Source organism: Geotalea uraniireducens Rf4 (assembly GCF_000016745.1).
GTDB classification, from domain to species: Bacteria; Desulfobacterota; Desulfuromonadia; order Geobacterales; family Geobacteraceae; genus Geotalea; species Geotalea uraniireducens.
On record NC_009483.1, the window covers coordinates 1,486,174 to 1,508,985 of the forward strand.

Annotated in this window: 21 protein-coding genes; 16 read left to right on the plus strand and 5 right to left on the minus strand. The window is 56.2% G+C overall.

Annotated elements, in window-relative coordinates:
• Positions 1-26 precede the first annotated feature (26 nt).
• The 15 genes from GURA_RS06415 to GURA_RS06480 all read left to right on the plus strand — a co-directional run bounded on the left by GURA_RS06415 (position 27) and on the right by GURA_RS06480 (position 17,508).
• Positions 27-854 (plus strand): hypothetical protein, encoded by an 828-nt coding sequence (locus tag GURA_RS06415; RefSeq protein WP_011938179.1) that lies wholly within the window; start codon positions 27-29, stop codon positions 852-854.
• A 17-nt stretch (positions 855-871) separates the two neighbouring features.
• On the plus strand, positions 872-1,246 hold the full coding sequence (crcB, locus tag GURA_RS06420) for a fluoride efflux transporter CrcB (RefSeq protein WP_011938180.1): 375 nt from the start codon (positions 872-874) through the stop codon (positions 1,244-1,246).
• A gap of 114 nt (positions 1,247-1,360) precedes the next feature.
• The gene (locus GURA_RS06425; RefSeq protein ID WP_011938181.1) at positions 1,361-1,705 is read left to right on the plus strand and encodes a DUF190 domain-containing protein; all 345 of its coding nucleotides are present in this window, start codon (positions 1,361-1,363) and stop codon (positions 1,703-1,705) included.
• 143 nt (positions 1,706-1,848) lie between these two features.
• A complete protein-coding gene (locus tag GURA_RS06430; RefSeq protein ID WP_011938182.1) occupies positions 1,849-4,545 on the plus strand; it encodes a 2-oxoglutarate dehydrogenase E1 component in 2,697 nt (898 codons plus the stop codon).
• 198 nt (positions 4,546-4,743) lie between these two features.
• Positions 4,744-5,985, plus strand: coding sequence for a 2-oxoglutarate dehydrogenase complex dihydrolipoyllysine-residue succinyltransferase (gene odhB, locus GURA_RS06435; protein ID WP_011938183.1), 1,242 nt, complete (start codon positions 4,744-4,746; stop codon positions 5,983-5,985).
• Between the two features lie 84 nt (positions 5,986-6,069).
• Positions 6,070-6,354, plus strand: coding sequence for a type II toxin-antitoxin system Phd/YefM family antitoxin (locus GURA_RS06440; protein WP_041245311.1), 285 nt, complete (start codon positions 6,070-6,072; stop codon positions 6,352-6,354).
• A complete protein-coding gene (locus GURA_RS06445; protein WP_011938185.1) occupies positions 6,332-6,637 on the plus strand; it encodes a type II toxin-antitoxin system RelE/ParE family toxin in 306 nt (101 codons plus the stop codon). Before GURA_RS06440 ends, GURA_RS06445 begins: the two co-directional genes overlap by 23 nt.
• A gap of 46 nt (positions 6,638-6,683) precedes the next feature.
• Positions 6,684-8,102 (plus strand): dihydrolipoyl dehydrogenase, encoded by a 1,419-nt coding sequence (lpdA, locus tag GURA_RS06450; RefSeq protein ID WP_011938186.1) that lies wholly within the window; start codon positions 6,684-6,686, stop codon positions 8,100-8,102.
• A gap of 159 nt (positions 8,103-8,261) precedes the next feature.
• Positions 8,262-10,196, plus strand: coding sequence for an aconitate hydratase (locus GURA_RS06455; RefSeq protein WP_011938187.1), 1,935 nt, complete (start codon positions 8,262-8,264; stop codon positions 10,194-10,196).
• Positions 10,197-10,376: 180 nt separating this feature from the next.
• The gene (gene pdhA, locus GURA_RS06460; protein ID WP_011938188.1) at positions 10,377-11,354 is read left to right on the plus strand and encodes a pyruvate dehydrogenase (acetyl-transferring) E1 component subunit alpha; all 978 of its coding nucleotides are present in this window, start codon (positions 10,377-10,379) and stop codon (positions 11,352-11,354) included.
• Between the two features lie 253 nt (positions 11,355-11,607).
• Positions 11,608-12,594: an alpha-ketoacid dehydrogenase subunit beta gene (locus GURA_RS06465; protein ID WP_011938189.1), complete on the plus strand. Its 987-nt coding sequence runs from the start codon at positions 11,608-11,610 to the stop codon at positions 12,592-12,594.
• The gene (locus GURA_RS24165) at positions 12,581-12,907 is read left to right on the plus strand and encodes a hypothetical protein (protein WP_157046142.1); all 327 of its coding nucleotides are present in this window, start codon (positions 12,581-12,583) and stop codon (positions 12,905-12,907) included. Before GURA_RS06465 ends, GURA_RS24165 begins: the two co-directional genes overlap by 14 nt.
• Positions 12,897-14,156, plus strand: coding sequence for a dihydrolipoamide acetyltransferase family protein (locus tag GURA_RS06470; RefSeq protein WP_011938190.1), 1,260 nt, complete (start codon positions 12,897-12,899; stop codon positions 14,154-14,156). The genes GURA_RS24165 and GURA_RS06470 overlap by 11 nt, the downstream gene beginning before the upstream one ends.
• 229 nt (positions 14,157-14,385) lie before the next feature.
• Positions 14,386-15,030, plus strand: a complete 645-nt coding sequence (lipB, locus tag GURA_RS06475; RefSeq protein ID WP_011938191.1) for a lipoyl(octanoyl) transferase LipB — start codon at positions 14,386-14,388, stop codon at positions 15,028-15,030.
• A 60-nt stretch (positions 15,031-15,090) separates the two neighbouring features.
• Positions 15,091-17,508, plus strand: a complete 2,418-nt coding sequence (locus GURA_RS06480) for a Lon protease family protein (protein WP_011938192.1) — start codon at positions 15,091-15,093, stop codon at positions 17,506-17,508.
• A gap of 328 nt (positions 17,509-17,836) precedes the next feature.
• On the opposite strand, the gene GURA_RS06485 is transcribed toward GURA_RS06480, so the two are convergent.
• The 5 genes from GURA_RS06485 to GURA_RS06505 form a co-directional block, all read right to left on the minus strand.
• The gene (locus tag GURA_RS06485; protein ID WP_011938193.1) at positions 17,837-18,469 is read right to left on the minus strand and encodes an FMN-dependent NADH-azoreductase; all 633 of its coding nucleotides are present in this window, start codon (positions 18,467-18,469) and stop codon (positions 17,837-17,839) included.
• 59 nt (positions 18,470-18,528) lie between these two features.
• Positions 18,529-18,732 carry a hypothetical protein gene (locus tag GURA_RS06490; protein WP_041245312.1) on the minus strand — a complete coding sequence of 68 codons (204 nt, stop codon included), beginning with the start codon at positions 18,730-18,732 and terminating at the stop codon, positions 18,529-18,531.
• 54 nt (positions 18,733-18,786) lie between these two features.
• Positions 18,787-19,764, minus strand: coding sequence for a SphA family protein (locus tag GURA_RS06495; protein ID WP_011938194.1), 978 nt, complete (start codon positions 19,762-19,764; stop codon positions 18,787-18,789).
• 72 nt (positions 19,765-19,836) lie between these two features.
• Positions 19,837-20,748, minus strand: a complete 912-nt coding sequence (locus GURA_RS06500; protein ID WP_011938195.1) for a DsbA family oxidoreductase — start codon at positions 20,746-20,748, stop codon at positions 19,837-19,839.
• A 101-nt stretch (positions 20,749-20,849) separates the two neighbouring features.
• The gene (locus GURA_RS06505) at positions 20,850-21,455 is read right to left on the minus strand and encodes an isochorismatase family protein (RefSeq protein WP_011938196.1); all 606 of its coding nucleotides are present in this window, start codon (positions 21,453-21,455) and stop codon (positions 20,850-20,852) included.
• Positions 21,456-21,936: 481 nt separating this feature from the next.
• On the opposite strand from GURA_RS06505, the gene GURA_RS06510 reads away from it, so the two are divergent.
• Positions 21,937-22,773, plus strand: a complete 837-nt coding sequence (locus GURA_RS06510) for a BRO-N domain-containing protein (RefSeq protein ID WP_011938197.1) — start codon at positions 21,937-21,939, stop codon at positions 22,771-22,773.
• Positions 22,774-22,812 lie beyond the last annotated feature (39 nt).

A 22,812-nucleotide genomic window follows, 5' to 3' on the forward strand; every position in this document is an offset into this window, starting at 1 on the left:
CCCATGAGGCGGTCAAGGGAGGTACCATGAAGTTGCTCAGGCTTCTGGCAATACTGATTCTTTTTACCGCTTCCGAGGCGAGCGCTGCCCAGTTTGGCGGGGTGGAGGAATTTTCCGTCAATTTATCTCCGCAATATTTCCAATGGGAAGAATTTTTCAACGGTAGAAGGCTTCTCCGGGAGCAAGGCTGGCTTGTCGGGGCTGGGCCATTGATTTATCTGAACCTTTTACAGGCGGAACCGGCTGGGTCTCTCCTGTTGAAGGGTAAAGCCGAGGTGTTCGGCGGCGTTGTAGGTTATACCGGCGAAACCCAGCCTCCCAACCCGTTTCCGGTCAAAACCGACGTAGGTTATGTGGGGGTAAAGGGCGAAGTGGACCTGGGATGGCGGTTCACCGTGAATAAGGTTTCTTTCGAGCCGTTCGGAGGTGTTGGATATCGCTGGTGGCTGCGTGACCTGTATAACTCCACAACGGTGGACAATAGCGGAAAGCTTGTAAAGGTCAACGGGTATACCGAGACTTGGCAAAGTGTTTATGCCCGTGCCGGCGGTCAGATAGGTTATGCGATTTCAGACGATTGGCGGGCTTTTTGTGAAGGTGGCGCAAAATATCCCTTTTACACCGGTAATTCCGTGGATTTCACCGAAACGGGCAATTTGACGACCAAGCCCGGCGGCCGCTGGTCTGCATTTGCGGAGATCGGCGCCAGGTACCGGAAATTCAAGTTGAGCGCCTTTTACGAAGGGTTCCGATACGCACAATCTCCTGTGGTTGCAAGCAGCACTTTAAGGGTATTCCAGCCCACGTCGGAGTCGGACCTCTTCGGCTTCAGCCTGGGTTGGGTATTCAGATAAAGGACACACCTGGATAAATGGAGACTGTTCTCTATATTGCAGTTTTCGGCGCCCTCGGCTGCCTTTCCCGCTACTACCTGTCCGGCTGGGTCTACGAACTCTTCGGCAGGGCCTTTCCCTATGGCACCTTTGCCGTGAACATCGTCGGAGCGTTCTGCATCGGCCTGATTATGGAGTTTTCCCTGCGCAGCGCCCTCGTCTCCCCCCAGCTGCGCATCGGCCTTACTATCGGTTTTCTCGGCGGGCTTACGACGTTCTCCACCTTCAGCTACGAAACCTTTCGTCTCCTTGAGGACGGCGAACTGCTCATTGCCTCGGCAAACGTTCTCTTCAGCGTGATGACCTGCCTGGTATTCACCTGGCTCGGGATCATTGTGGCGAAAGCGTTGTAGGGGCATCCCCTTGCGGGTGCCCAATTGCCGTACGCACACAAACACCTTAAAACCGGGCAGGCGCAAGGCCAGCCCCTACAATTAGTCCAATGCATACATACAGGAGGTTCGTTTATGACCAAGTTGAGCGGCGAACAGGTTCTGATGCGGATATTCATCGGCGAAAGCGACAAGCATGGCCATATATCTCTCTATGAAGCGCTCGTGGAGTTGTTCAGGAAAGAAGGCTTTGCCGGGGCAACGGTTTTGCGCGGCATAGCCGGTTTTGGCGCCCACAGCGTTTATCACACGGACAAACTGCTGCGGCTTTCCACTGATCTGCCGATAGTGGTGGAGGTGGTCGACAGCCAGGTGAAAATCGATGCGGTCATGGATAAAATCGATGCGATGATGACCGGAGGCATGATCACCCTGGAAAAGACCACGGTCATCCGCTACAGCACTCGTGAGGGGAAATAATCCCCGGCGCCGGTGAGGCCGGCGCTCCAGACCCCATCCATTCAACGGTTTTGTTCTCCCGCCCTATTGCATCATCCCCCTCCCTTGTTATACTTATCCCTGATTCCAGCCCTTTTCTCCGCAGTTTTCCTAAGGATCCATTGATGACTTTCATTGCCAATCTCAGTCCCGAATGGATTGAAGAACAGTATCTCCTTTGGCGGGAGGCGCCGGAGCAGGTGCCTGCCGATCTGCGCGCCTTTTTCAGCGGCTTCGATCTGGGAAAGGAGGCGTTGTCGGCCGGGGAATTTCTTGAGCCCGCGGCGGCTCTTAAGCTGTCCGCCGTGCAGTCCCTCATCTACCGCTACCGCGACATGGGATACCTGCTCGCCTGCACCGATCCGCTATCCCCGTGCAAGAGCGACCACCCGCTCCTGACCCTTGAGGAATTCGATCTGGAGCCGTCAGACCTGGACAAGACCTTCCATACGCGACGTTTTATGAAGAAAAGCGCCACCCTGCGCGAGATCGTGGCGGTGATGCGTGATACCTATTGCCGTTCCATCGGCGTGGAGTTCATGCATATCCAGGCGCCTGCCGAGCGGCAGTGGCTGATTGACCGGATGGAGCCGGCAAGGAACAAACCGGTTTTCTCCCGGGAGAAGAAACTGGAAATATTGAGGCAACTCCAGGAAGCGGCCCTCTTCGAGGCCTTTCTCCACAGGAAATTCGTCGGACAGACCCGTTTTTCCCTTGAAGGAGGAGATGTGCTCATTCCTCTCCTTGACTCAGTGACGGCACATGCGGCGCAGCTCGGGATAAGCGATCTCATACTGGGGATGCCCCACCGGGGAAGGTTGAACGTGCTGGCCAATGTATTCCGGAAACCGTTGGAAAACATGTTTGCCGAGTTTACCGACAATGTGGAACATGGCGTCATCGGGGAAGGCGATGTCAAGTACCACATGGGTTTTTCCATCGATGTCGCCACGACTGAAGAGCGTAGCATTCATCTGACCCTGGCGGCCAACCCGAGCCACCTGGAGGCGATCAACCCGGTGGTGGAGGGGAAGTGCCGGGCGCGTCAGGACCGCTACGGTGACAGTCGGGGGAGCCGTGTCCTGCCTGTCCTGATTCATGGAGATGCCGCCTTCTCCGGCCAGGGGGTGGTGGCGGAAACGTTCAACCTCTCACAGCTGGAGGGGTATCGGACCGGCGGCACCCTCCATATCGTCCTCAACAACCAGATCGGTTTTACCACCCTTCCTGCCGATGCCAGGTCAACCCAGTATGCCACCGACGTGGCGAAAATGGTTCAGTCGCCTATTTTCCATGTCCATGGCGACGATCCGGAGGCGGTGGTTCATGCGGCCGGCCTTGCCCTCGAATACCGGCAGGCTTTCGGCAAGGACGTGGTGGTAGAGATCATCTGCTACCGGCGTTATGGTCACAACGAGGGGGACGAGCCCTATTTTACCCAGCCGCTCATGTATGAAAAGATAAAGAACCGCCCGCCGCTCCACGAACTGTACGGTGCTCAACTGGTTGAAGAAGGTGTATCCGGGTCACAGATTGAAGCGACGGCGCGGGAAATTACCGCCCGTCTCGAAGGGGCGGTCGGCCGGGAGGCCGGGATGGTCGATGTCGGCTTTAAAGGGAGCTGGAGCGCTATTCAGCGGGAATATACCCCCTTCAAGGTGGAAACTGGAGTGGCGCGGGAAGCTCTTTTGTCACTGGCCGGAACCCTGACTGCCATCCCTGCCGGTTTCACCCCCCATCCCAAGCTGGCGACCCTCATGCAAAAGCGGCGCGAGGCAGTGACCAAAGGTGAGGGGATCGACTGGGGCAACGCTGAAAGCCTGGCATTTGCCACCCTCCTCCAGGAAGGGGCCTCTGTTCGCCTTTCCGGACAGGATGTGCGGCGCGGCACCTTTAGCCAGCGTCACTGCACCCTCTTCGATTTTTACAACGAGGCGCGCTTTGTCCCCCTGAGCGCCGTAGCCGGTGACAAGGCCTCCTTTTACGCTTACGACAGCATGCTCTCGGAAAACGCCGTGCTCGGTTTCGAATACGGCTATTCCGTGGAGTCGCCGCTGACCCTGACCATCTGGGAGGCCCAGTACGGCGACTTTGCAAACGGCGCCCAGGTAATCATCGACCAGTTCGTGGCCTCCGGCGAAACCAAGTGGGACCGGGTGAGCGGCCTAGTCATGCTCCTCCCCCACGGATACGAGGGGCAGGGTGCGGAGCACTCCAGCGCCCGGATCGAGAGGTTTCTCCAGCTCTGCGGCGTCAACAACATGCAGGTGGCTTATCCCTCCACTCCGGCCCAGTTTTTCCACCTCCTGCGCCGGCAGGTAAAGCAGTCGTTCCGTAAACCGCTCATCGTCTTTACCCCCAAAAGCCTTCTCCGCCACCCGCTCTGCACGTCAAGGCCGGATGAATTCACGGGGGGATGGTTCAGGGAGATACTCCCGACCGGCAATAATCCCGATAAGGTTCGGGAGGTCCTCATCTGTTCCGGGAAAATATTTTATGAACTCCTGGAACGAAAAGAACGGGAGCAGCGTGACGACGTGGCGCTCGTCAGGATCGAGCAGCTCTATCCCCTTCGGGTCGATCTCCTCGGCGAGGCGCTCCATCGGTATAAGAATGCCGCCGGTTTTCGATGGGTTCAGGAGGAACCGCGCAACATGGGCGCCTGGAGCTTTATCCGCGCCTATCTTGCGGAAATCCTCGGCCGGGAAGCCGAATACGTGGGCCGGGATGAGGAAACGGCCCCGGCGGTCGGCTCACATCGACAGCACAAGCTGGAACAGGAGAAGGTGATCGAGGAAGCGTTCAACCCAAAAACGGCTTAGCCACTAATGACACGAATAAACACGAATGTTTTTAACCCCTTGTGAAGTCTTGAGTAGTCACCGATCTGGTGAGTGTCTTCTTCATCACAAGAGCTTGTATATTCGTGCACATTCGTGAAAATTCGTGGTTAAAATGTTTTTTTAGGTTCAAGAATTTCTGAATCGCACAGATTTTAGTTCAACCGATGGAGTAATCCCATGGAAATAAAAATACCGGCGGTCGGCGAATCCGTGTTCGAGGCGCTCGTCGCCAAGTGGCTCAAAACGGACGGCGAACTGGTAAAGAAGGACGAGCCGCTCTGCGAGATCGAGACCGACAAGATCACCCTGGAGATCAATGCGGAGGCGGCCGGCGTTCTTTCCATCAGGGTGAAGGCCGGGGAAACGGTCAAGATCGGCACGGTGATCGGCGCCATCGATGAACAGGGAGTGCCGGAAGGTGCGGTAGCCCCCGGCGTGGAACCTGCTGCCAAACCCGAATTCCAGCCGGTGACGCCGCAGCCGCCCCTTTCGCCGGCGGTGCGCAAGATGGCCCAGGAAAAGGGGCTAAAACCGGAAACGATCCTGGGGAGCGGCAAGGGGGGGCGGATAACGGTGGATGACCTGTTAAAGGCTGGGATCGGGGATCTGGGAACGGGGATCGGGGATCGGGAAAAGCTGCCAATGGCCGGTCCCGTCGTTGAGCAGCCTTCTCTCTTTGGGCCTGCTGCAGAGCCTCTTCCCACCCAAGCCGGCGAAGAGGGACGGATAACCCGCAAGCCGATGACCCCGATCCGTAAAAGGATTGCAGAGCGGCTTCTGGCAGTGCGGCAGCAGACCGCCATGCTCACTACCTTCAACGAAGCGGACATGGGAAGGATCATTGCCCTGCGCAAGAACCACAACGAGCGCTTCATGCTCCGGCACGGCGTGGCGCTCGGGTTCATGCCGTTCTTCGTCAAGGCCTGCATCGACGCGCTCAAGGCGTTTCCCATAGTCAATGCCCGTATCGACGGTGATGATATCGTCTACCAGCATTTTTACGACATCGGCATCGCCATCGGCGGGGAGAAGGGGTTGGTGGTGCCGATCATCCGCGATGCGGACCGGCGCAATCTTGCGGAGATCGAAAAGGCCATCCAGGTCTATGTGGAGCGGGTCAAGATCAATCAGCTCAACCTTGCGGACATTACCGGCGGGACTTTCACCATCAGCAACGGCGGGGTTTACGGCTCAATGCTCAGCACGCCGATCATCAACCCGCCCCAGAGCGGGGTTCTCGGCATGCATGCCATCCAGGAGAGGCCGGTGGCCTTGGACGGCAAGGTGGTGATTCGGCCGATGATGTACCTGGCCCTCTCCTACGACCACCGGATCATCGACGGCCGCGAGGCGGTGGGGTTTCTCAAAAAGATCAAAGAGTGTATCGAAGACCCGGAGGAGATGCTGTTGGAGGGGTAAACCTATTTTCGTTTCCATGATTGATTGTTGCTTAATATGGTGTTAAATTAAATGCTAAATTTGACACCAAAGGAGAATGGATCAATGCCTGTCAATCTTGCGGAAGATATCCGCTCTGTCACCGACTTGAAGCGCAACACGCGGGAAATTCTCGACCAGATACACAAAACCGGAAGGCCGGTGATTCTCACGGTCAACGGCAGAGCCGACTCGGTGATTTTGGACGCCAAGGTGTTTGAAAAGTACCAGAAGGCAGCCAATATGGCGAAGATGCTGGCTCCAGCTGAAGAACAAGTGGCCGGCGGGAAAACAAGACCAATGAAGGAATTTCTGAAAGAATTCAAAAATGACCGCAAAATTTCAGGTTGAAATAACACCGATAGCGGAAGCGGACATTGAGGATATCTGGACATTCATCGCTGAAGACAGTCCTGAAGCTGCCACTGCATTCATTCTGGAGCTGGAAAGCCAGCTGACAACCCTGGAATCATTTCCGGAAAGGTGCCCGCTGGTCCCGGAGAATGAGATCCTGAGCACCCGCTTTCGTCATCTTATCTATGGCAACTATCGCACCATTTTTCGCATTGCCGGCAGGACGGTCTATGTCCTCCGGGTCATTCACGGGTCGCGGTTGCTGGAGCTTTTTGAGTGATGGGATGAGACCTTGTTTTCTGTGATGAAAATTGGAGGTAACATAAATGCCTGATGAAATATTCGACCTGATCGTTATCGGCGCCGGTCCCGGCGGTTACGTGGCGGCCATCCGCGCTGCCCAGCTGGGGATGCGGGTGGCTGTGGTGGAGCGGAGCGAGCGGCTTGGCGGGGTCTGTCTCAACGAGGGGTGCATCCCGAGCAAGGCGCTCCTCGACTCCAGCGAGCTGTTTGTCCTGGCCCGTGACAGATTTTCGCTGCACGGCATCGACATCGACCCGCCGAAGCTGAACCTGGCGCGGATGATGGCACGCAAGGACGATGTGGTGAAAAAGCTCACCGACGGCGTTGCCTTTCTCTTCAAGAAGAACAAGATCACCCGTTTTCAGGGGACTGCCAGGCTGGCGGGAAAAAGCGGCGACGATCACCGGATCGAGGTGCGAGGCACGGGGAACAAGGAAAACCAAATCTTGACCTCCAAGCGAATGCTTTTGGCCACCGGCAGCCAGGCGATGGAGGTTCCGGCGTTTCCCTTCGACGGCGAAACCGTGGTCAGCGCCCGTGACGCCCTCTCCTTCAGCTCCGTGCCCGAGCATCTGCTCGTTGTCGGCGGCGGATACATCGGCCTGGAGCTCGGTTCGGTCTGGCTGCGGCTCGGGAGCAAGGTCACCGTGGTGGAGATGCTGCCTAAGATCCTCCCCAATACCGACCGGCAGGTCGCTGATGCGCTGATGCGCTCCCTGAAGAAACAGGGAATGACCTTTCTCCTGGAAACAAAGGTTTCCTCCCTGGAAAAGCGGGACGGCAAGGCTCATGTGCAGATCAATAGCGGCGATAAGGCTGAAGAGATCGTCTGCGACAGGGTCCTTGTTGCCGTGGGGAGGAGGCCTCTTTCGGCTGATCTCGGACTGGAAGAAACGGGGATTGTAGTTGACGGGGAGGGGAGAATCACGGTGAACGAGGATTACGCCACTTCCGTTGCGGGTGTATACGCGATCGGCGACCTGGTCCACGGCCCTATGCTGGCTCACAAGGCGATGACGGAAGGGGAGGTCTTTGCCGAAAGACTTTTGGGTCAGGCATCGGTGGTTGATTATGAGTTCATTCCCGGTATCATATATACGTGGCCTGAGGCGGCCTCGGTGGGGAAAACCGAGGAACAGCTCCAGGCCGAAAATATTCCCTATGCCGCAGGGCGGTTCAATTTCATGGCGAACGGCCGGGCGCGCTGCATGGACGAGACCGACGGGTTCGTCAAGGTCCTGGCCCACAAGGAGACCGGGCGGGTGCTGGGGGTCCACATCATCGGCCCGCGCGCCTCGGACATGATCGCCGAAGCGGTGACGGTCATGACCTACGGCGGCAGTGCCCAGGATATCGCCATGACCTTCCATGCCCACCCGACGTTGTCTGAAGCCATGAAGGAGGCGGCGCTGGATGTGGAGAAGCGGGCGATCCACTCGTGAATTCACGCTGAAAAACGCCCATCTGCGGCGTTGGTTTCGTCACTGCGCTGCTCACATACTGGCGTATGCTCCGCTGCTCGTTCCTCACCGCCTTGCATCTGGGCATTTTTGAGCGTGAATTGAAAAGGTTTTCAGAAAAAGATTATGGAGAGGTCGATCATGGCTAAGAATCTAGCGACTAAAATTCTGGAAGCGCACCTGGTGGAAGGCGAACTGATCCCGGGTAAGGAGATCGCCATCAGGATCGACCATACCCTCTTGCAGGACGCCACCGGCACCATGGCCTTTCTCGAGTTCATGGCCATGGGGGTCGAGCGGGTCAAGGTCGAGCTGGCGGCCCAGTATATCGACCATAACCTCCTCCAGACGGACAACAAGAACGCTGACGATCACGTCTTCCTCATGACCGCGGCGCAGAAGTTCGGCATTCACCTTTCAAAACCGGGCAACGGCGTTTCACACCAGGTCCACCTGGAGCGCTTCGGCGTGCCGGGAAAGGTGATGCTCGGGGCAGACTCCCATACCCCGACCGCTGCCGGCCTCGCCATGCTGGCCATCGGCGCCGGCGGCATGGACGTGGCGCTTGCCATGGCAGGACACCCTTTTCACCTCCCCTGCCCGCGGATCATGGGGGTGAAGCTTACGGGCCAGCTTCAGCCGTGGGTTTCCGGCAAAGACGTGATCCTGGAGATGCTGCGCCGTCACACGGTAAAGGGTGGCGTCGGCAAGATCATCGAATATTACGGCCCCGGCGTGGCGACCCTGTCGGTTACGGACCGGGGGACCATCGGCAATATGGGGGCGGAACTGGGGGCAACCACCTCCCTGTTTCCCTCCGACCACCGCACAAAAGAGTTCCTGGAGTCCCAAGGCCGCGGCGAGAGCTGGCAACCCCTTGCAGCAGACCCCGATGCCGTCTACGACGACTATGACGAGATCGATCTGTCCGCCGTGGAACCGCTTATCGCCTGTCCTTCATCGCCGGACAACGTGGTGCGGGTCAAGGACATAGAGGGGATCAAGGTCGACCAGGTCATCGTCGGCAGCTCGGTCAATTCCTCGTTCCGCGATCTGATGACCGTCTGCCGCATCCTTGACGGCAGGCGGATTGCACCCAACCTCTCCTTCAACATCAATCCCGGCAGCCGCCAGGTGCTGGAGAACGTGGCGGCCCAGAGCGGTTTCATGTCGCTGCTTATGGCTGGGGCGCAGATCCATCAGCCGGGCTGCCTCGGTTGCATCGGCATGGGACAGGCGCCGGGGACAAACCAGGTCAGCCTGCGCACCTTCCCGCGCAATTTCCCCGGTCGGAGCGGCACCAGGGACGACAAGGTTTACCTCTGTTCGCCGGAAACTGCTGCCGCTGCCGGCATCAACGGGGTCATCACCGACCCGCGCAAGCTCGGCGAATTGATGCCGTGGCCCAACATCCAGAACCCCGAAAAATACCTCATCGACGACTCCAGCATCATCTACCCCCTTACGGACACGGGCGGTGTGGAGATTATCACCGGCCCGAACATCGTGCCGTTCCCCGAGTTCGAGGCGCTGCCCGAGGAGCTGACGGCGGAGGTGGTGATCAAGGTGGGGGACAACATTTCCACCGACACCATCATGCCGGCGGGGAACAAGGTGCTGCCGTTCAGGAGCAACATCCCGGCCATCAGCCAGTTCGTTTTCGGGCAGATTGATACTGAATTTCCGCAGCGGGCCCAGGCGACCGGGAACGGCGTGGTGGTGGGAGGCGAGAACTACGGCCAGGGCTCAAGCCGCGAGCATGCCGCCCTGGCGCCGCGCTATCTGGGCATCCGCGTCAAGCTGGCGAAGAGTTTCGCCCGCATTCACAAGGCGAACCTGATCAATTTCGGCATCCTGCCGCTTACCTTCAAAGACCCGGCGGATTACGACCTCCTCAAGCAAGGTGATAAGATGGAATTTAAAGGGTTGCGCAAACTGGTGGAAGCCGGCGCAACGGAAATTCCGGTCAAGGTGGACGGGCGGGAAATCGCGACCCTGTTGCAGGTGTCCGAGCGGGAGAGGAAGGATCTCCTGGCTGGGGGGACGCTGAATTACGTGAAACAAGGTAGCGTGTAGGGGCGCCTGCTTCCGGCAATGGTTTTGATTCTGTAGGGGCGACGCCGTTGGCTCGCCCAGTTGCTATAGGCAGCAATGGCGGATATTGCACCAGGGCGACCCACCGGGTGCGCCCCTACTTTCTGTCATTGGCGGAAGATCAGAACTAATCAGGATGGATTTTGATTAGACGAGGAATGTATGGACACCAAACTCCGGGCGATTCTGCCCGACCATGACTTATTGAAGATGTACGAACAGATGGTCCTCTGCCGTGAGTTCGAGGAATCGTGCGCCGAGCAGTACACCAAAGGGCACATAACCGGATTCCTCCATTTGTACAGCGGCCAGGAGGCGGTGGCGGTCGGCTCGACCCGTGCGCTGCACAAGGACGATTACATCCTCTCCGCCTATCGTGAACATGCCCAGGCCATCGTCCGCGGGGCGGAGCCGAAGAGGGTCATGGCCGAGCTGTTCGGCAAGGCCACCGGTCTCTGCAAGGGGAAGGGGGGTTCCATGCATCTCTTCGACCCGGACCTTTCATTCATGGGGGGGTACGCCATCGTCGGCGGTCAGTTCCCCATCGCCGTAGGGCTTGCCTTTGCCGCCAAGTTTCGCCAGGAGGGGCGGATAGCTGCCTGCTTCTTCGGCGACGGGGCGGTGAATCAGGGGAACTTTCACGAGGGGCTCAACTGGGCAAGGTTGTGGGAACTGCCGGTCCTCTTCGTCTGCGAAAACAACCTGTACGGCATTGGCACCGAGGTGCACCGTTCGTCGGCCCTGGCCGATATCCACAAGCGGACCTGCGGTTACGAGGTGCCGTCGACGCAGGTGGACGGCATGGACGTCATGGCCGTTTACCAGGCGATCAAATATGCCGCCGAATGGGTCCGGGAGCATAACAGCGCATACCTGGTCGAGGCCATGACCTACCGCTTCCGCGGCCATTCCATGGCCGACCCCGGCAAGTATCGCAGCGCAGCAGAACTGGAACTCTGGAAGAGCCGCGACCCGCTCCCCAATTTCGGCAAACGTCTCATCGAAGAGGAGATTGCCGGCCAGACGCAGCTCGATGCCATCCGCAAGGAGGCGGTTGCCGTTGTCCAGGAGGCGGTGCGGTTCGCCGAGGAATCGCCATGGCCGGAGGATGCCGAGGTCTATAACGATATTTACGTGTGAAAAACCTTGAACCGCCCGCTTCCTTCGGTCGCTTAAGACGCAAAGGACGCAAAGAAAGATTTAAAAGCGTAAAAGCCAAAATCATCTCTCGCAAAGGACCCAAAGGGCCTAAACCGCAAAGACGCAAAGGAAAAGCCCTGGGATTTGAACCAAACAAAAGATTTTGTTTTCGATTTTCTTCGCGACCTTTGCGTTTTAGTCCCTTTGGGTCCTTTGCGGTTCAATGGTTCACATAGATTCTGGAGGTTTAATAATGCCGGAAATAACGTATAGAGATGCACTCAATCTGGCTCTGAAGGAGGAGATGCGTCGCGATCCATCTGTGGTCACCTGGGGGGAGGATGTGGCCTTTTACGAGGGGTCGTTCAAGGTGACCCGCGGTCTGTTGGCAGAGTTCGGCGAGGGGCGGGTCAAGGACACGCCTATCTCGGAAAACACCATCGTCGGTGTGGCCATCGGCGCAGCCATGGGGGGGCTGAGACCGGTGGCGGAGCTGATGACGGTCAACTTCGCCCTTCTTGCCATGGACCAGATCATCAATCACATGACCAAGATCCGCTACATGTTCGGCGGCCAAGTGAACCTGCCGATGGTGATCCGGGCGCCGGGCGGCGGGGGGAGCCAGTTGGCGGCCCAGCACTCCCAGTCGCTCGAAACCTTCTTCATGCATGCGCCGGGGATGTACGTGGCGGTGCCGGCCACCCCGGCCGATGCCAAAGGGCTTTTGAAGAGCGCCATCCGCGACAACAACCCGGTCATGTTCCTGGAGCACGAACTCCTGTACAACAGCAAGGGGGAGGTTTCCGACGACCCTGAACTCCTCGTCCCCTTCGGTAAATGCGAAATCAAGCGGCCGGGGAAGGATGTCACCATCGTCGCCTATTCGCGCATGACCATCCTGGCACTGGCTGCGGCGGAAGAGCTTGCCAAGGAAAACATCGCCTGCGAGGTGGTCGATCTGCGCACCCTGGCGCCGCTCGATACGGAGACTTTTGTCCAGTCGGTGAAAAAGACCGGCCGTGCCGTGGTGGTGGAGGAGTGCTGGCGGACCTGCGGCCTGGGGGCTGAGATCGCCACCCGCATCTACGACCACTGCTTCGACTCCTTGCTCTCGCCGGTGCAGCGGGTTTCCGGGCTGGATGTGCCGATGCCCTATTCGCGCAAGCTGGAGAAACTCTGCATTCCCCAGGTGGAGGACATCATCGGAGCGGTGAAGGAAGTTTTAAGTGAAAAATATTAATACAGATTTTGCCACAGAGCCACAGAGACACGGAGGAAAGGCGCAATCTGAGGCCGTTGAACCGCAAATAACGCCTAAAACGCCAGGGACGCGAAGAAAGGCAAAACAAAATTCAAAACCTGATGGGACGCAGAAAAATCGGAAAAGGCCGATAAAACTTAAAACCAGAACCCCAAAATTACTTTTTAAGGTTTTAAAATCCGCTTTTTCTGATTTTTCCGCCTTTTCTGCGTTCTATTGGTTTAAGGTGTTCTCCGTGCCTCTGTGTCTCTGTGTCTCTGTGGCAGAAGTGAGGTTTAGAAATGTCTACTGAAATCACCATGCCGAAGCTTTCCGACACCATGACCGAAGGGCGGCTCATCGCCTGGAAGAAGTCGGTTGGCGATTGGGTGGAGCGGGGCGACATCATTGCCGAGGTGGAAACCGACAAGGCGAACATGGAGCTTGAGGCGTTCAGCGCCGGTGTGTTGCTGGAGATCCGGGTGAAGTCGGGCGAAATGGTGCCCGTAGGTACTGTGATCGGCATTGTCGGCGATGCGGGCGAAAAGGTGGCCGAGGGGGTGGGCGCGCAACCGGCGCAGGCAGCGGCGGAAACCAGGCAACCACCCACTGCGGAGCCCTCTCCTGCTGAGGCGGCAGTCGGCGTTGTTCCAGAGCGGATCATGGAACCGCCGGAAGAGACGGCGGCAGCGGCGTCCATCGCTGAGGGGGGGGAGAAGGCTTCTCCCCTGGTGCGCCGTCTGGCACGGGAGAAAGGGATCGACCTGGCGCAGGTGACAGCCAGCGGGCCGGAAGGGAGAATCCTCCAGGAGGACCTGGAACGATACCAGGAGGCACGAGGCGCAAGGAGCGAGGAGCGAGGCGAGGGTGAAAAAGCTCTTGTTTCCGCCGGGGCAATCCAGCCCCTCTCGCGGATGCGGGCGGCGATAGCCCGGACGGTCAGTGATGCGTGGCAGAGCATTCCTCACTTCACGGTGACCGTGGCCATCGACATGGGGGAGGCTGAGAACGTTTACCGGGAGCTGAAGGGGGCCGGCGCGATGGTTTCCCTGAACGACGTCATCATCAAGGCTGCGGCCATGGTTTTACAGAAGTTTCCCCTGGCGAACGCCTCCTTTGCCGCAGACGGCATCGTTCTACACGATGAGGTGAATATCGGCTTTGCCGTCAGCCTGGACGACGGCCTGCTGGTGCCGGTCATCAAGGGATGCGGGGGGCTTTCCCTCATGGAGATCGCTGCCCGGAGCCGGGAGCTGATCGAACGGGCGCGCGGCGGGACCATAGCCGAGGCGGACATAAGCGGTGGCACCTTCTCCGTTTCCAACCTGGGGATGTTCGGCGTGGAGGAATTTTCGGCGATCATCCACCCGCCGCAGGGGGCGATCCTGGCTGTCGGGGCGGTACAGGACGAGGCTGTGGTCAAGGGTGGGCAGGTAGTTGCGGCCAGGGTCATGCGGGCCACCCTTTCCGCCGACCACCGCCTCATAGACGGTGCCTATGCGGCGCGGTTCATGGCTGAACTGAAGAGGGTGCTGGAAAACCCGGTGGCGATGCTGGTTTGAAGATCCAAAGAGAGTTTTGCCACGGAGACACAGAGGCACGGAGAACACCTTAAAAACCGATGGGACGCAGAAAAGGCGGAAAAAACAGAAAAAACGGATTTTAAAACCTTAAAAGACTTTTGGGGTTCCGGTTTAATCCGCCTTTATCCCCCTTTTCCGATTGTTCTGCGTCCCTAAAAAGGTTTTGCCTTTCTCTGGTCTCCGTGGTGAATTGGTGAGATTTCTATTTATGAACATCATCGATCTTGGCCTGATAGATTTTGACGAAGCCTACAGCATCCAGGAGCGGCTGGCGGCGGAGGTTTTTGCCGGTTCCGGGGCGGAGACGCTCCTTCTCCTGGAACACCCCCCTGTCTACACCATCGGCAGCGGCGGGGACGAGGGGAACATCCTCGATACGGCGATCGAGGTGCGGCGCATCAATCGGGGAGGGGACGTCACCTACCATGGGCCGGGGCAGCTGGTGGGGTATCCGGTGATAGATCTCGCACGGCGCGGCTGCGATCTGCACCGATACCTCCGTTTCATAGAGGAACTGCTTATGCTTGTCGTTGCCGATTTCCGGGTGGCTGCTTTCCGCTCGCCGGGACGCACCGGGGTCTGGACCGATCAGGGGAAGCTCGCTTCGATCGGCGTCGGCGTGCGGCGCTGGGTGACCATGCACGGTTTTGCCCTGAACGTGACGACGGACCTCACCCCATTTACCCGCATCAACCCCTGCGGCATGGCGGGCTGTCCGGTTACGTCCCTTGAGGCGGAAGTTGGCGGCAACGTGAAAATGATCGAGGTGAAGGCGCGGGTCGGTGCCAGGTTTGAAGGGTTTTTGGATGAATTCATGCCGTTGCGGGACAGCGAAAAAGACCGGGGTTTCTGAAACCCCGGAAGCCTCGCCCTGCGCAGGCAACAATGCAATGTACATCTAAAGGAGGTTCACGTGGATACAAACGATCTAAAGTTACCAGTGGAAAAACTCAGATGGGAATGCGATCAGAATCAGTTCGATTTCAACACCACCGAGGATATCCCCGAGCTGGAAGGGTCCATCGGACAGGTGCGGGCGCTCAAATCGATAGATTTCGGCCTGGGGATGCAGGAAGACGGCTTCAACCTCTTCCTGTCGGGTGAACCCGGCACGGGGCGCAGTTCCACCATCAAGAATCTGCTGAAAAAACGGGCCAGAAATGAGCCTCCGCCCCAGGATTGGTGCTATGTTTACGACTTCAAGGCCCCGGACAATCCGCTCTCGCTTTCCCTGCCTGCCGGCAAGGGGGGGGAACTGGCCGACGACATGAACGATTTCCTCGAAGGTGTCAAGATCAATATCCCCAAGGCGCTGGAGAGCAAGGAGTACGAAACCAACAAGGTCGCCATCATCGAGGATTACCAGGAGAAAAACGGCGAGCTTTTCGCAAGGCTCGAACAGGAGGCGGGGGAAAGGGCTTTTTCCTTGCAGCGGACCGTTTCCGGTCTGGTGATGGTGCCGCAGAAGGAGGGGCGCAACTACACCCAGGAAGAGTACGATGCCCTCACTAAAAATGAGCGGGACAAGCTGGACGAGGTGGGGAAGGAGCTGACGGAAAAACTCAACGATGTGCTCAGGCAGGTGCGGGATAATGAGAAGGCAACCAAGGATGCCTTGGCCCAGCTCGACCGTGAGTTGGGTCTGTCCGCGGTGGGGCACAACATGGAACCGCTCAAGGAAAAATACGCGGAATTCGCCAAGGTGAAAGGATATCTGGAGTCGGTGCAGGAGGACATTATCCTCAATCTGGAAGATTTCAAGCCGCAAGCCGCTGCTCCCCAGATCGCCGGGATCAGGTTTCCGCGCCAGGAACCGTCGTTCGAACGTTATGCCGTCAACGTCTTTGTCGACAACAAGGGGCTAGAAGGGGCGCCGATAATATTCGAGGCCAATCCCACCTACAACAACCTTTTCGGCCGGATCGAGCACATCATGCAGATGGGGGGGGCCGCCACCACCGATTTTACCCTCATCAAGCCGGGGGCGCTGCACCGGGCCAACGGCGGGTATCTCATCGTCGACGCCCGTGAAGTGCTGATCAATCCCTTTGCCTGGGACGCCCTGAAACGCTGTATAAGAAACGGCGAGATACGGATCGAGGACGTGCTGGAACAGTACCGCTTCATGACGGTGGTCTCCCTCAAGCCGGAGCCGGTACCGCTTCAGGCGAAGATCATCATGATCGGCTCCCCGTGGATCTACTACCTCCTTTATTACATGGAGCCGGACTACCGGAAGTTTTTCAAGGTGAAGGCGGACTTTGACAGCCGTGTGGCGAGAACGCCCGAGATCATGAAGGATTACGCCCTCTTTGTTTCCACCCACTGCAGGAACGAAAAGCTCCTCCCCTTTGACCGGAGCGGCGTGGCAGGCCTGCTTGAGTATTCGGCGCGCCTGGTTGAAGACCAGGAAAAGCTCTCTTCCCAGTTCATGGAGATATCCGATCTGATTCGGGAAGCCGATTACTGGGCGCAAAAGGAGAACAGCCCGCTCGTTACCAAGGATTTCGTCAAACGCGCCGTCGAGGAGAAGGTTTACCGGAGCAACCGGATCGAGGAGCGGATGCAGGAGATGTTCGATGAAGGAACCATCCTCGTGGATACCGCCAACGTGGAGGTGGGACAGATCAACGGCCTGTCGGTCATCACCCTCGGCGATTACACCTTCGGCAGGCCTTCGCGGGTAACCGCCAGGGTTTACATGGGGCGTGGCGGCATGGTCAATATCGAGCGGGAGGTAAAGCTCTCCGGTCCGATCCACGACAAGGGTGTGCTGATCCTGACCGGTTACCTGGGGGGGAAATACGCCCATGACAAGCCGCTTTCCTTCTCCGCTTCGATCTGTTTCGAGCAGTCCTACGAAGGGGTCGAGGGGGACAGCGCCTCTTCAACCGAGCTCTATGCCCTCTTGTCCGCCCTTTCCGGTGTGCCGCTCAGACAGGGAATAGCCGTTACCGGCAGCGTTAACCAGTTGGGCAAGGTGCAGCCCATCGGCGGGGTGAATTACAAGATCGAGGGGTTCTATGCGGTCTGCAAGGCAAAGGGGCTGACCGGCGAGCAGGGGGTTATCATCCCGAAAACCAACGAACGGCACCTGATGCTCAAGGACGAGGTGGTCGCAGCGGTGAGAGACGGAAAGTTCCACATCTGGAGCGTGGAAACCATCGAACAGGGGATCGAGGTCCTTACCGGCGTCCCGGCCGGGATACAGCTACCCGACGGCGCCTATCCTGCGGGGACCATTAATTATCTCGTGGACAAGCGCCTGCGGGAGATACTGGAAAGCAGGAAGAAGTTCTCGGCAACGGCGGAAAAGGAGGAAACGAAGTAGTTTTTGAATAAGCCTAAAACGGCAATTATCCACGAAAAACACGAAAGACACGAAATAAAACAACAAGATATGAAAGACTGCCGATTCACCTCAATGGTGATGTGTCGATCTGATTAGCATTTTGATTTTGTTGATGATTTTCGTGTATTTAGAATTATTGATTTGAACGACGCACTGGCTCTGTGAAAACTTTCAGCGTATCCACAGATTCATTTTCATTCTTTCTTATGGAAGATCGCTATCAAAGCGACACAGAGCCAGCTGAACCACGTTAAAAACACAAATATTCCCATAAAATTATCATGCCCAAAAAACCTGTGGTCGTTTTTTAAAACTGGCTCGCAACGCCGCGGGCTTTTTCAACTGCGGCGCCCTTAAATGACTCCGCACGATCCGGTATGGCATCAACCCCCTCAACCACAATCGACTCGAAATCCTCGATTCCCATAAACCCCATGATCGACTTGAGGTACGGCACGGAATGGTCCTCTTCCTTGCCAAAGTGGAAACCGCCGGAAGAGTGAATATGGAGACACTTCCTCCCCTGGTCTTTAAGAAGCCCCACAGGGCCGGTGGGGGTGTACGCGAAGGTCTTGCCAACCACGCAGACCGCGTCGATGTACATTTTCAATTCTGCCGGAAACCCCAGGTTAAACATCGGGGTCACGAACACGTATTTGTCGGCGGCTATGAATTGATCGGCGTGCTTCCAGATGTGGCCGACCTTGCGTTGCTCGTCGGTCGTGAGTGACGCGAAGCTTTCGCCATTGCGCATCTTTCCCCAGCCGCTCAGCACATCGGCATCGATCCGTTGGATGTTGTCGCGGTAAAGATCGAGAAAATACACCTCGTCGGCAGGGTTCTGTCTGAGGTATTCATCCAGGAATTTCTTCCCGACCGAAAGGCTGCAAGAAAATTCGGTGGGTTTAAGGTTGCAGGTAACATAAAGTAGCTTTGCCATGATGTTCTCCTTTACAATGAAATGTTTTAACGACTGCTCTCGTCTAAAAATTATCTGGATTACGCTGCATTCTTCTCTTTGTTGATATGAACCATCACTCCGATGAATCCTCCCATGAAGCCACTAATCAAACCGCTCATTCCGTTACCAAGAGCATTTATGGTGATATTCTGCGGTAACGCGAATATGAAGTAATTGAGTAGAAAGCTCATCAGGAAACCCATAAATCCACCCATCATTCCATTTATAAGTGCGCTTTTCATGCCGTTAGCTCTCCCCTCACTTTTGCGATCTATGCCTGTTGTGCTGTCAGGTTCTTAAAATACCTTGGAAAGCCGAAAAACCACTTTGGTTCCTTCCGGACGATTTTCCGCTCCAGTCTCAAAGTAGCTGTTGAGATAGAGCGATAACCCGTTGCCGCTCCACTTGATGCCCGGTCCGATGCCAAAAACTCGTTCATCCGAATTGGCCTGGCTGCGGCCATCCACCTTGTCCTCGGTGAGTTGCTGAAGTGCATATCCGTTAATCCCGAGTCGCACCCCTTTGACGACCTCGTACGAAGCGGCATAGTTGGCGTGAAAAGCCTGGCCCGGCTGAATCGTTCCTGCCCCCAATCCCACAAATGGTTCATCGTTCTCCGAGTTCCAGAGGTAGTGGAGCCGCGCACTCATCTCCAGCCTGTCAGTCGGCATGATCGTGAATGCGTAGTAGGGATTGATGCTGACCGTGTTGCTACCGATATTCACCGGTCGGTTGCGGTCGTATGCTCCTGTTGGCAGCGTGATGTCGAACACAAAGCGGTGAAAGTACGGCATGCCGAAGAGCTTGTGGTCGGTCCACTGAAGAATAAAGGGACTAATTATCAGGTCCCCGACGCCTTGTTCACTGCCTTTGGGGCCAAAACTGGTATCCACATCTACATCCACAAGAGGCAGAAGAATTTCGGCACCGTAGAAGCCGCCGAGGAGGCGGAAATTGGATATATAGGCAACATGCGTGGTGGCACTCACGGCGGTGAGTTTGTTGGAACCAGAAATCTGCTCCCCCTGGCTGTTGTTAAACTGTCCGGCATGGTAATAATCGAAGGTTTCTTCCACTAGCCACCCTGGGAAGGCAATGCCGTCCTGAAAGGAGGTCTCCCCGAGATTTACCGGCGGGAGTGGGATATCGGCGGCCGACGAAACCCCGGCGCAAACAAGCAGCCCAATCACGACTAGAATGGCAAGAGTCTTCCTGCCGAACAAACCTTGCTTGTCTTTCCTGTACAACATTTTCCCTGTCTTACCGTATTTCATAAGTACCTTTCTTGTTTTGGGAGCCGCCCTTGATTATGAGCGCGACCCTGTGTAATTCATCACTGTTCAAATCTATATCGCGCACATGCCCGTTGCAGGGTCGCAGACCATGGAACTGGTTTTAGGTGAAATAAAGTACCCGTTTCCCGCTTCGTGTCGTGTAATCAGTTGCTTAGTCAAAAGTGAGTCAACCGCTGACTTCATTTCTTCATCCGTCAGATCGAATGCCATTTGAACTTCAATCGGTGCCACGGAAACATAGGTTCTTATAAACGCCATGATCGCCTCTTCACTGGCCGGAACCAGGCGTTCGTGGATTGCTCCGTTTGTCAAATATTCCATCACTGCCTTGAACTCTTCATATCTCTTGTATCCACGAAGGATGGTCTCCTTCTCACCAAATCGTACGAGGAAAGTGGGATAACCATGGGCTTGATATCGTGCCGTTAGCGCAAGATCCTGCTCGAATGCCTTTTGGGCGGCGCCACGGGAAAAATCTTCCAGGAAACGGGCAACATCCAGGCCGACTTCTGCTGCCAATTCCACGAGCACTTCGGTAGTATTCGTCAACTTCGCCTCGGCAGCTGACGCTTCACGAATACGTCTGAGATACCTGTTTGCCAGCACTTGATCCTGTATCTGTGCGGCTTTATAGGCAATGTTTTGCGGGTACGTGGACGGGTATTCTTGGGAAAACAGCTTGAATCCTTCGCTTTGTACCGGCATTCCATGGCGTTCGGAGGCTTCCAGCCAATGCTTGGCAATGTTTGCATTGGAGCGGGCCGGGTCTCCTCCGATGTCATTGTATCCGTCGTAAAATGACGTGATATCCTTTACCAATCCTGCCATGACAAAACTGATTTTTACTTGTTCACCAAATCTGGTTTCCAGCTTACGCAGAACTGGTTCGCTGCCCCAGCACCAGGTGCAAACCGGGTCAGTAAATTCGATGATTTCGACAACGTTGTTCATGGTTGTAGTCATGACTTCTCCCTTTTCTCATGAAACGGGGCGCCTTCAAACAGACGCCCCGTATATGCTGCTACCAGGTTTTCGCCAGTCCCGCTGTAGTTCTGTTGCTATGCTTAGCTGGACGCTTTGCCAAGGTGACTCAATACTTCCTCGAACAATATCTGGATCAGTTTGGAGCCCACTTCGTTTGTCCACGATCCCGCCAACTCGGCGATAAGTTGATTGGTCGACGTGAGGGTCACGCCCGCCCGTTCCATGCGCCGCAAGGCGGTTTCATCGGATATCTGGGTCGGTGAACCGCCGGCATCGACTACCACCTGCACGTTAAACCCTTCCTCCACCGCGCTCATCGCCGGATAAACGACACATACGTCGTTGGTGAGACCCGCCATAATCAGGTTCTTCCGTCCGGTAGCCATAACGGCCGCCCTGTAGTTGGGATCGTCAAAGGCGTTCACTACGCCGGCGCGTTTCACCCGGCGTGCGTGCTCTTCCGGTGCGATCTCCTCCAGGTCTTTGATCAGAGGCCCCTGTGCCTGCTCTTCCATGCTGCTGGTGAGAATCAGGGGCATACCAAGCGCCTTCGCTGTGCGAGCCAGCGCACGGGTATTGTTCCTGATCAATTCCTGCGGGATGTTTTGGCACCAACCCAAGGTTCCAACCTGGTGATCAATGAGCAGCATGGCAGCGTTTGTTGCCGTGAATTTCTCGGTTTTCATGTTTGTCTCCTTTCTTTCGATCTTGTCTTCCTGATTTAATTATAGCGACAACCGTGCCAAGTAAAAACATCAATTAAATCAAGGTGTAATGTTTTACAGATCAACCAAATTACTAAATACGGTAATCATTAATTGTTGAATTTGGTAAAACCTAGTAATTTGTTAAATATGACAATAGATCTGCTGCAATCATTCGACTACCAGCGGGAGCATTTTCCCCTGGGGGGGGCTATGTTTTGCCGCAGATCAAAGCGGAAAAATCAGAACATTATGGTGATTGACTTTAATGTGAGAATAGCGTACTAACTCTGCATAATCTTGGAGGATTTTGAATATTTGTTTTGATAATTTAATGAGGGCGACATGGTAGCCTGTTTATTGGCATTTGATAGATGAAGAAAAGCCGCTTTGATCAGTATTTTTGCTGATTGAGCGGCTTTTATTTTAGGTTTAGCGAACACAAACAAGAGGTTCAATTGCTATGAAAAACAAGCTGGCGATTTTCGAAGATTATAAAATTCGCAGAGCATATGACGATGAAACTGAAACTTGGTATTTCTCGGTGGTTGATATCATCCAGGCATTGCTGCAACAACCGGATTATCAAACAGCTCGGAAGTATTGGAATAAGCTGAAAGAGCGCATGAGCAAGGAAGGGAGTGAGTCGGTGACAAATTGTCACCGACTGAAACTGGAAGCGGCTGACGGGAAGAAGTACCTGACTGATGTCGCCAGCCCGGAAACCCTGCTGCGCCTGATTCAATCGGTTCCCAGTCCCAAGGCCGAACCGATCAAGCTCTGGCTGGCCAAAGTCGGCTATGAGCGGATGCAGGATATGGCCGATCCGGCGCGGTCACTGGACCGGGCAAGGGAGTACTGGCAACAGCACGGCAGGAGCGAAAAGTGGATCCAGCAGCGGATGATGGGACAGGAGACCCGCAACAAGCTGACCGATTACTGGAAAGATCACGACATCAAAAAAGAGACCGAGTTTGCCATCCTGACCAACATCATTCATCAGGAGTGGGCCGGAGTTGCCGTCAAGGAGCACAAGAAGCTGAAAGGGCTGAAAACCCAGAACCTGCGTGACCATATGAGCGAAGCGGAACTGATCTTTACCGCCCTGGCCGAACTCTCCACCCGCCAGATTGCCGAGACGATGGCAGCAACCGGCATGCCTGAAAACAAGGTGGCAGGGAAGAAGGGGGGCGGCATTGCCCGGAAGGCGCGGATTGATCTTGAGGAGAAGACCGGCAGAAGCGTGGTGACCGGGGAGAATTTTCTGCCGCCGGGGCGAAAGAAGATTTCGGATAAATGAAGTGAGCGGGATTGTCAAATGTGTAGCTCCGGTACGGTT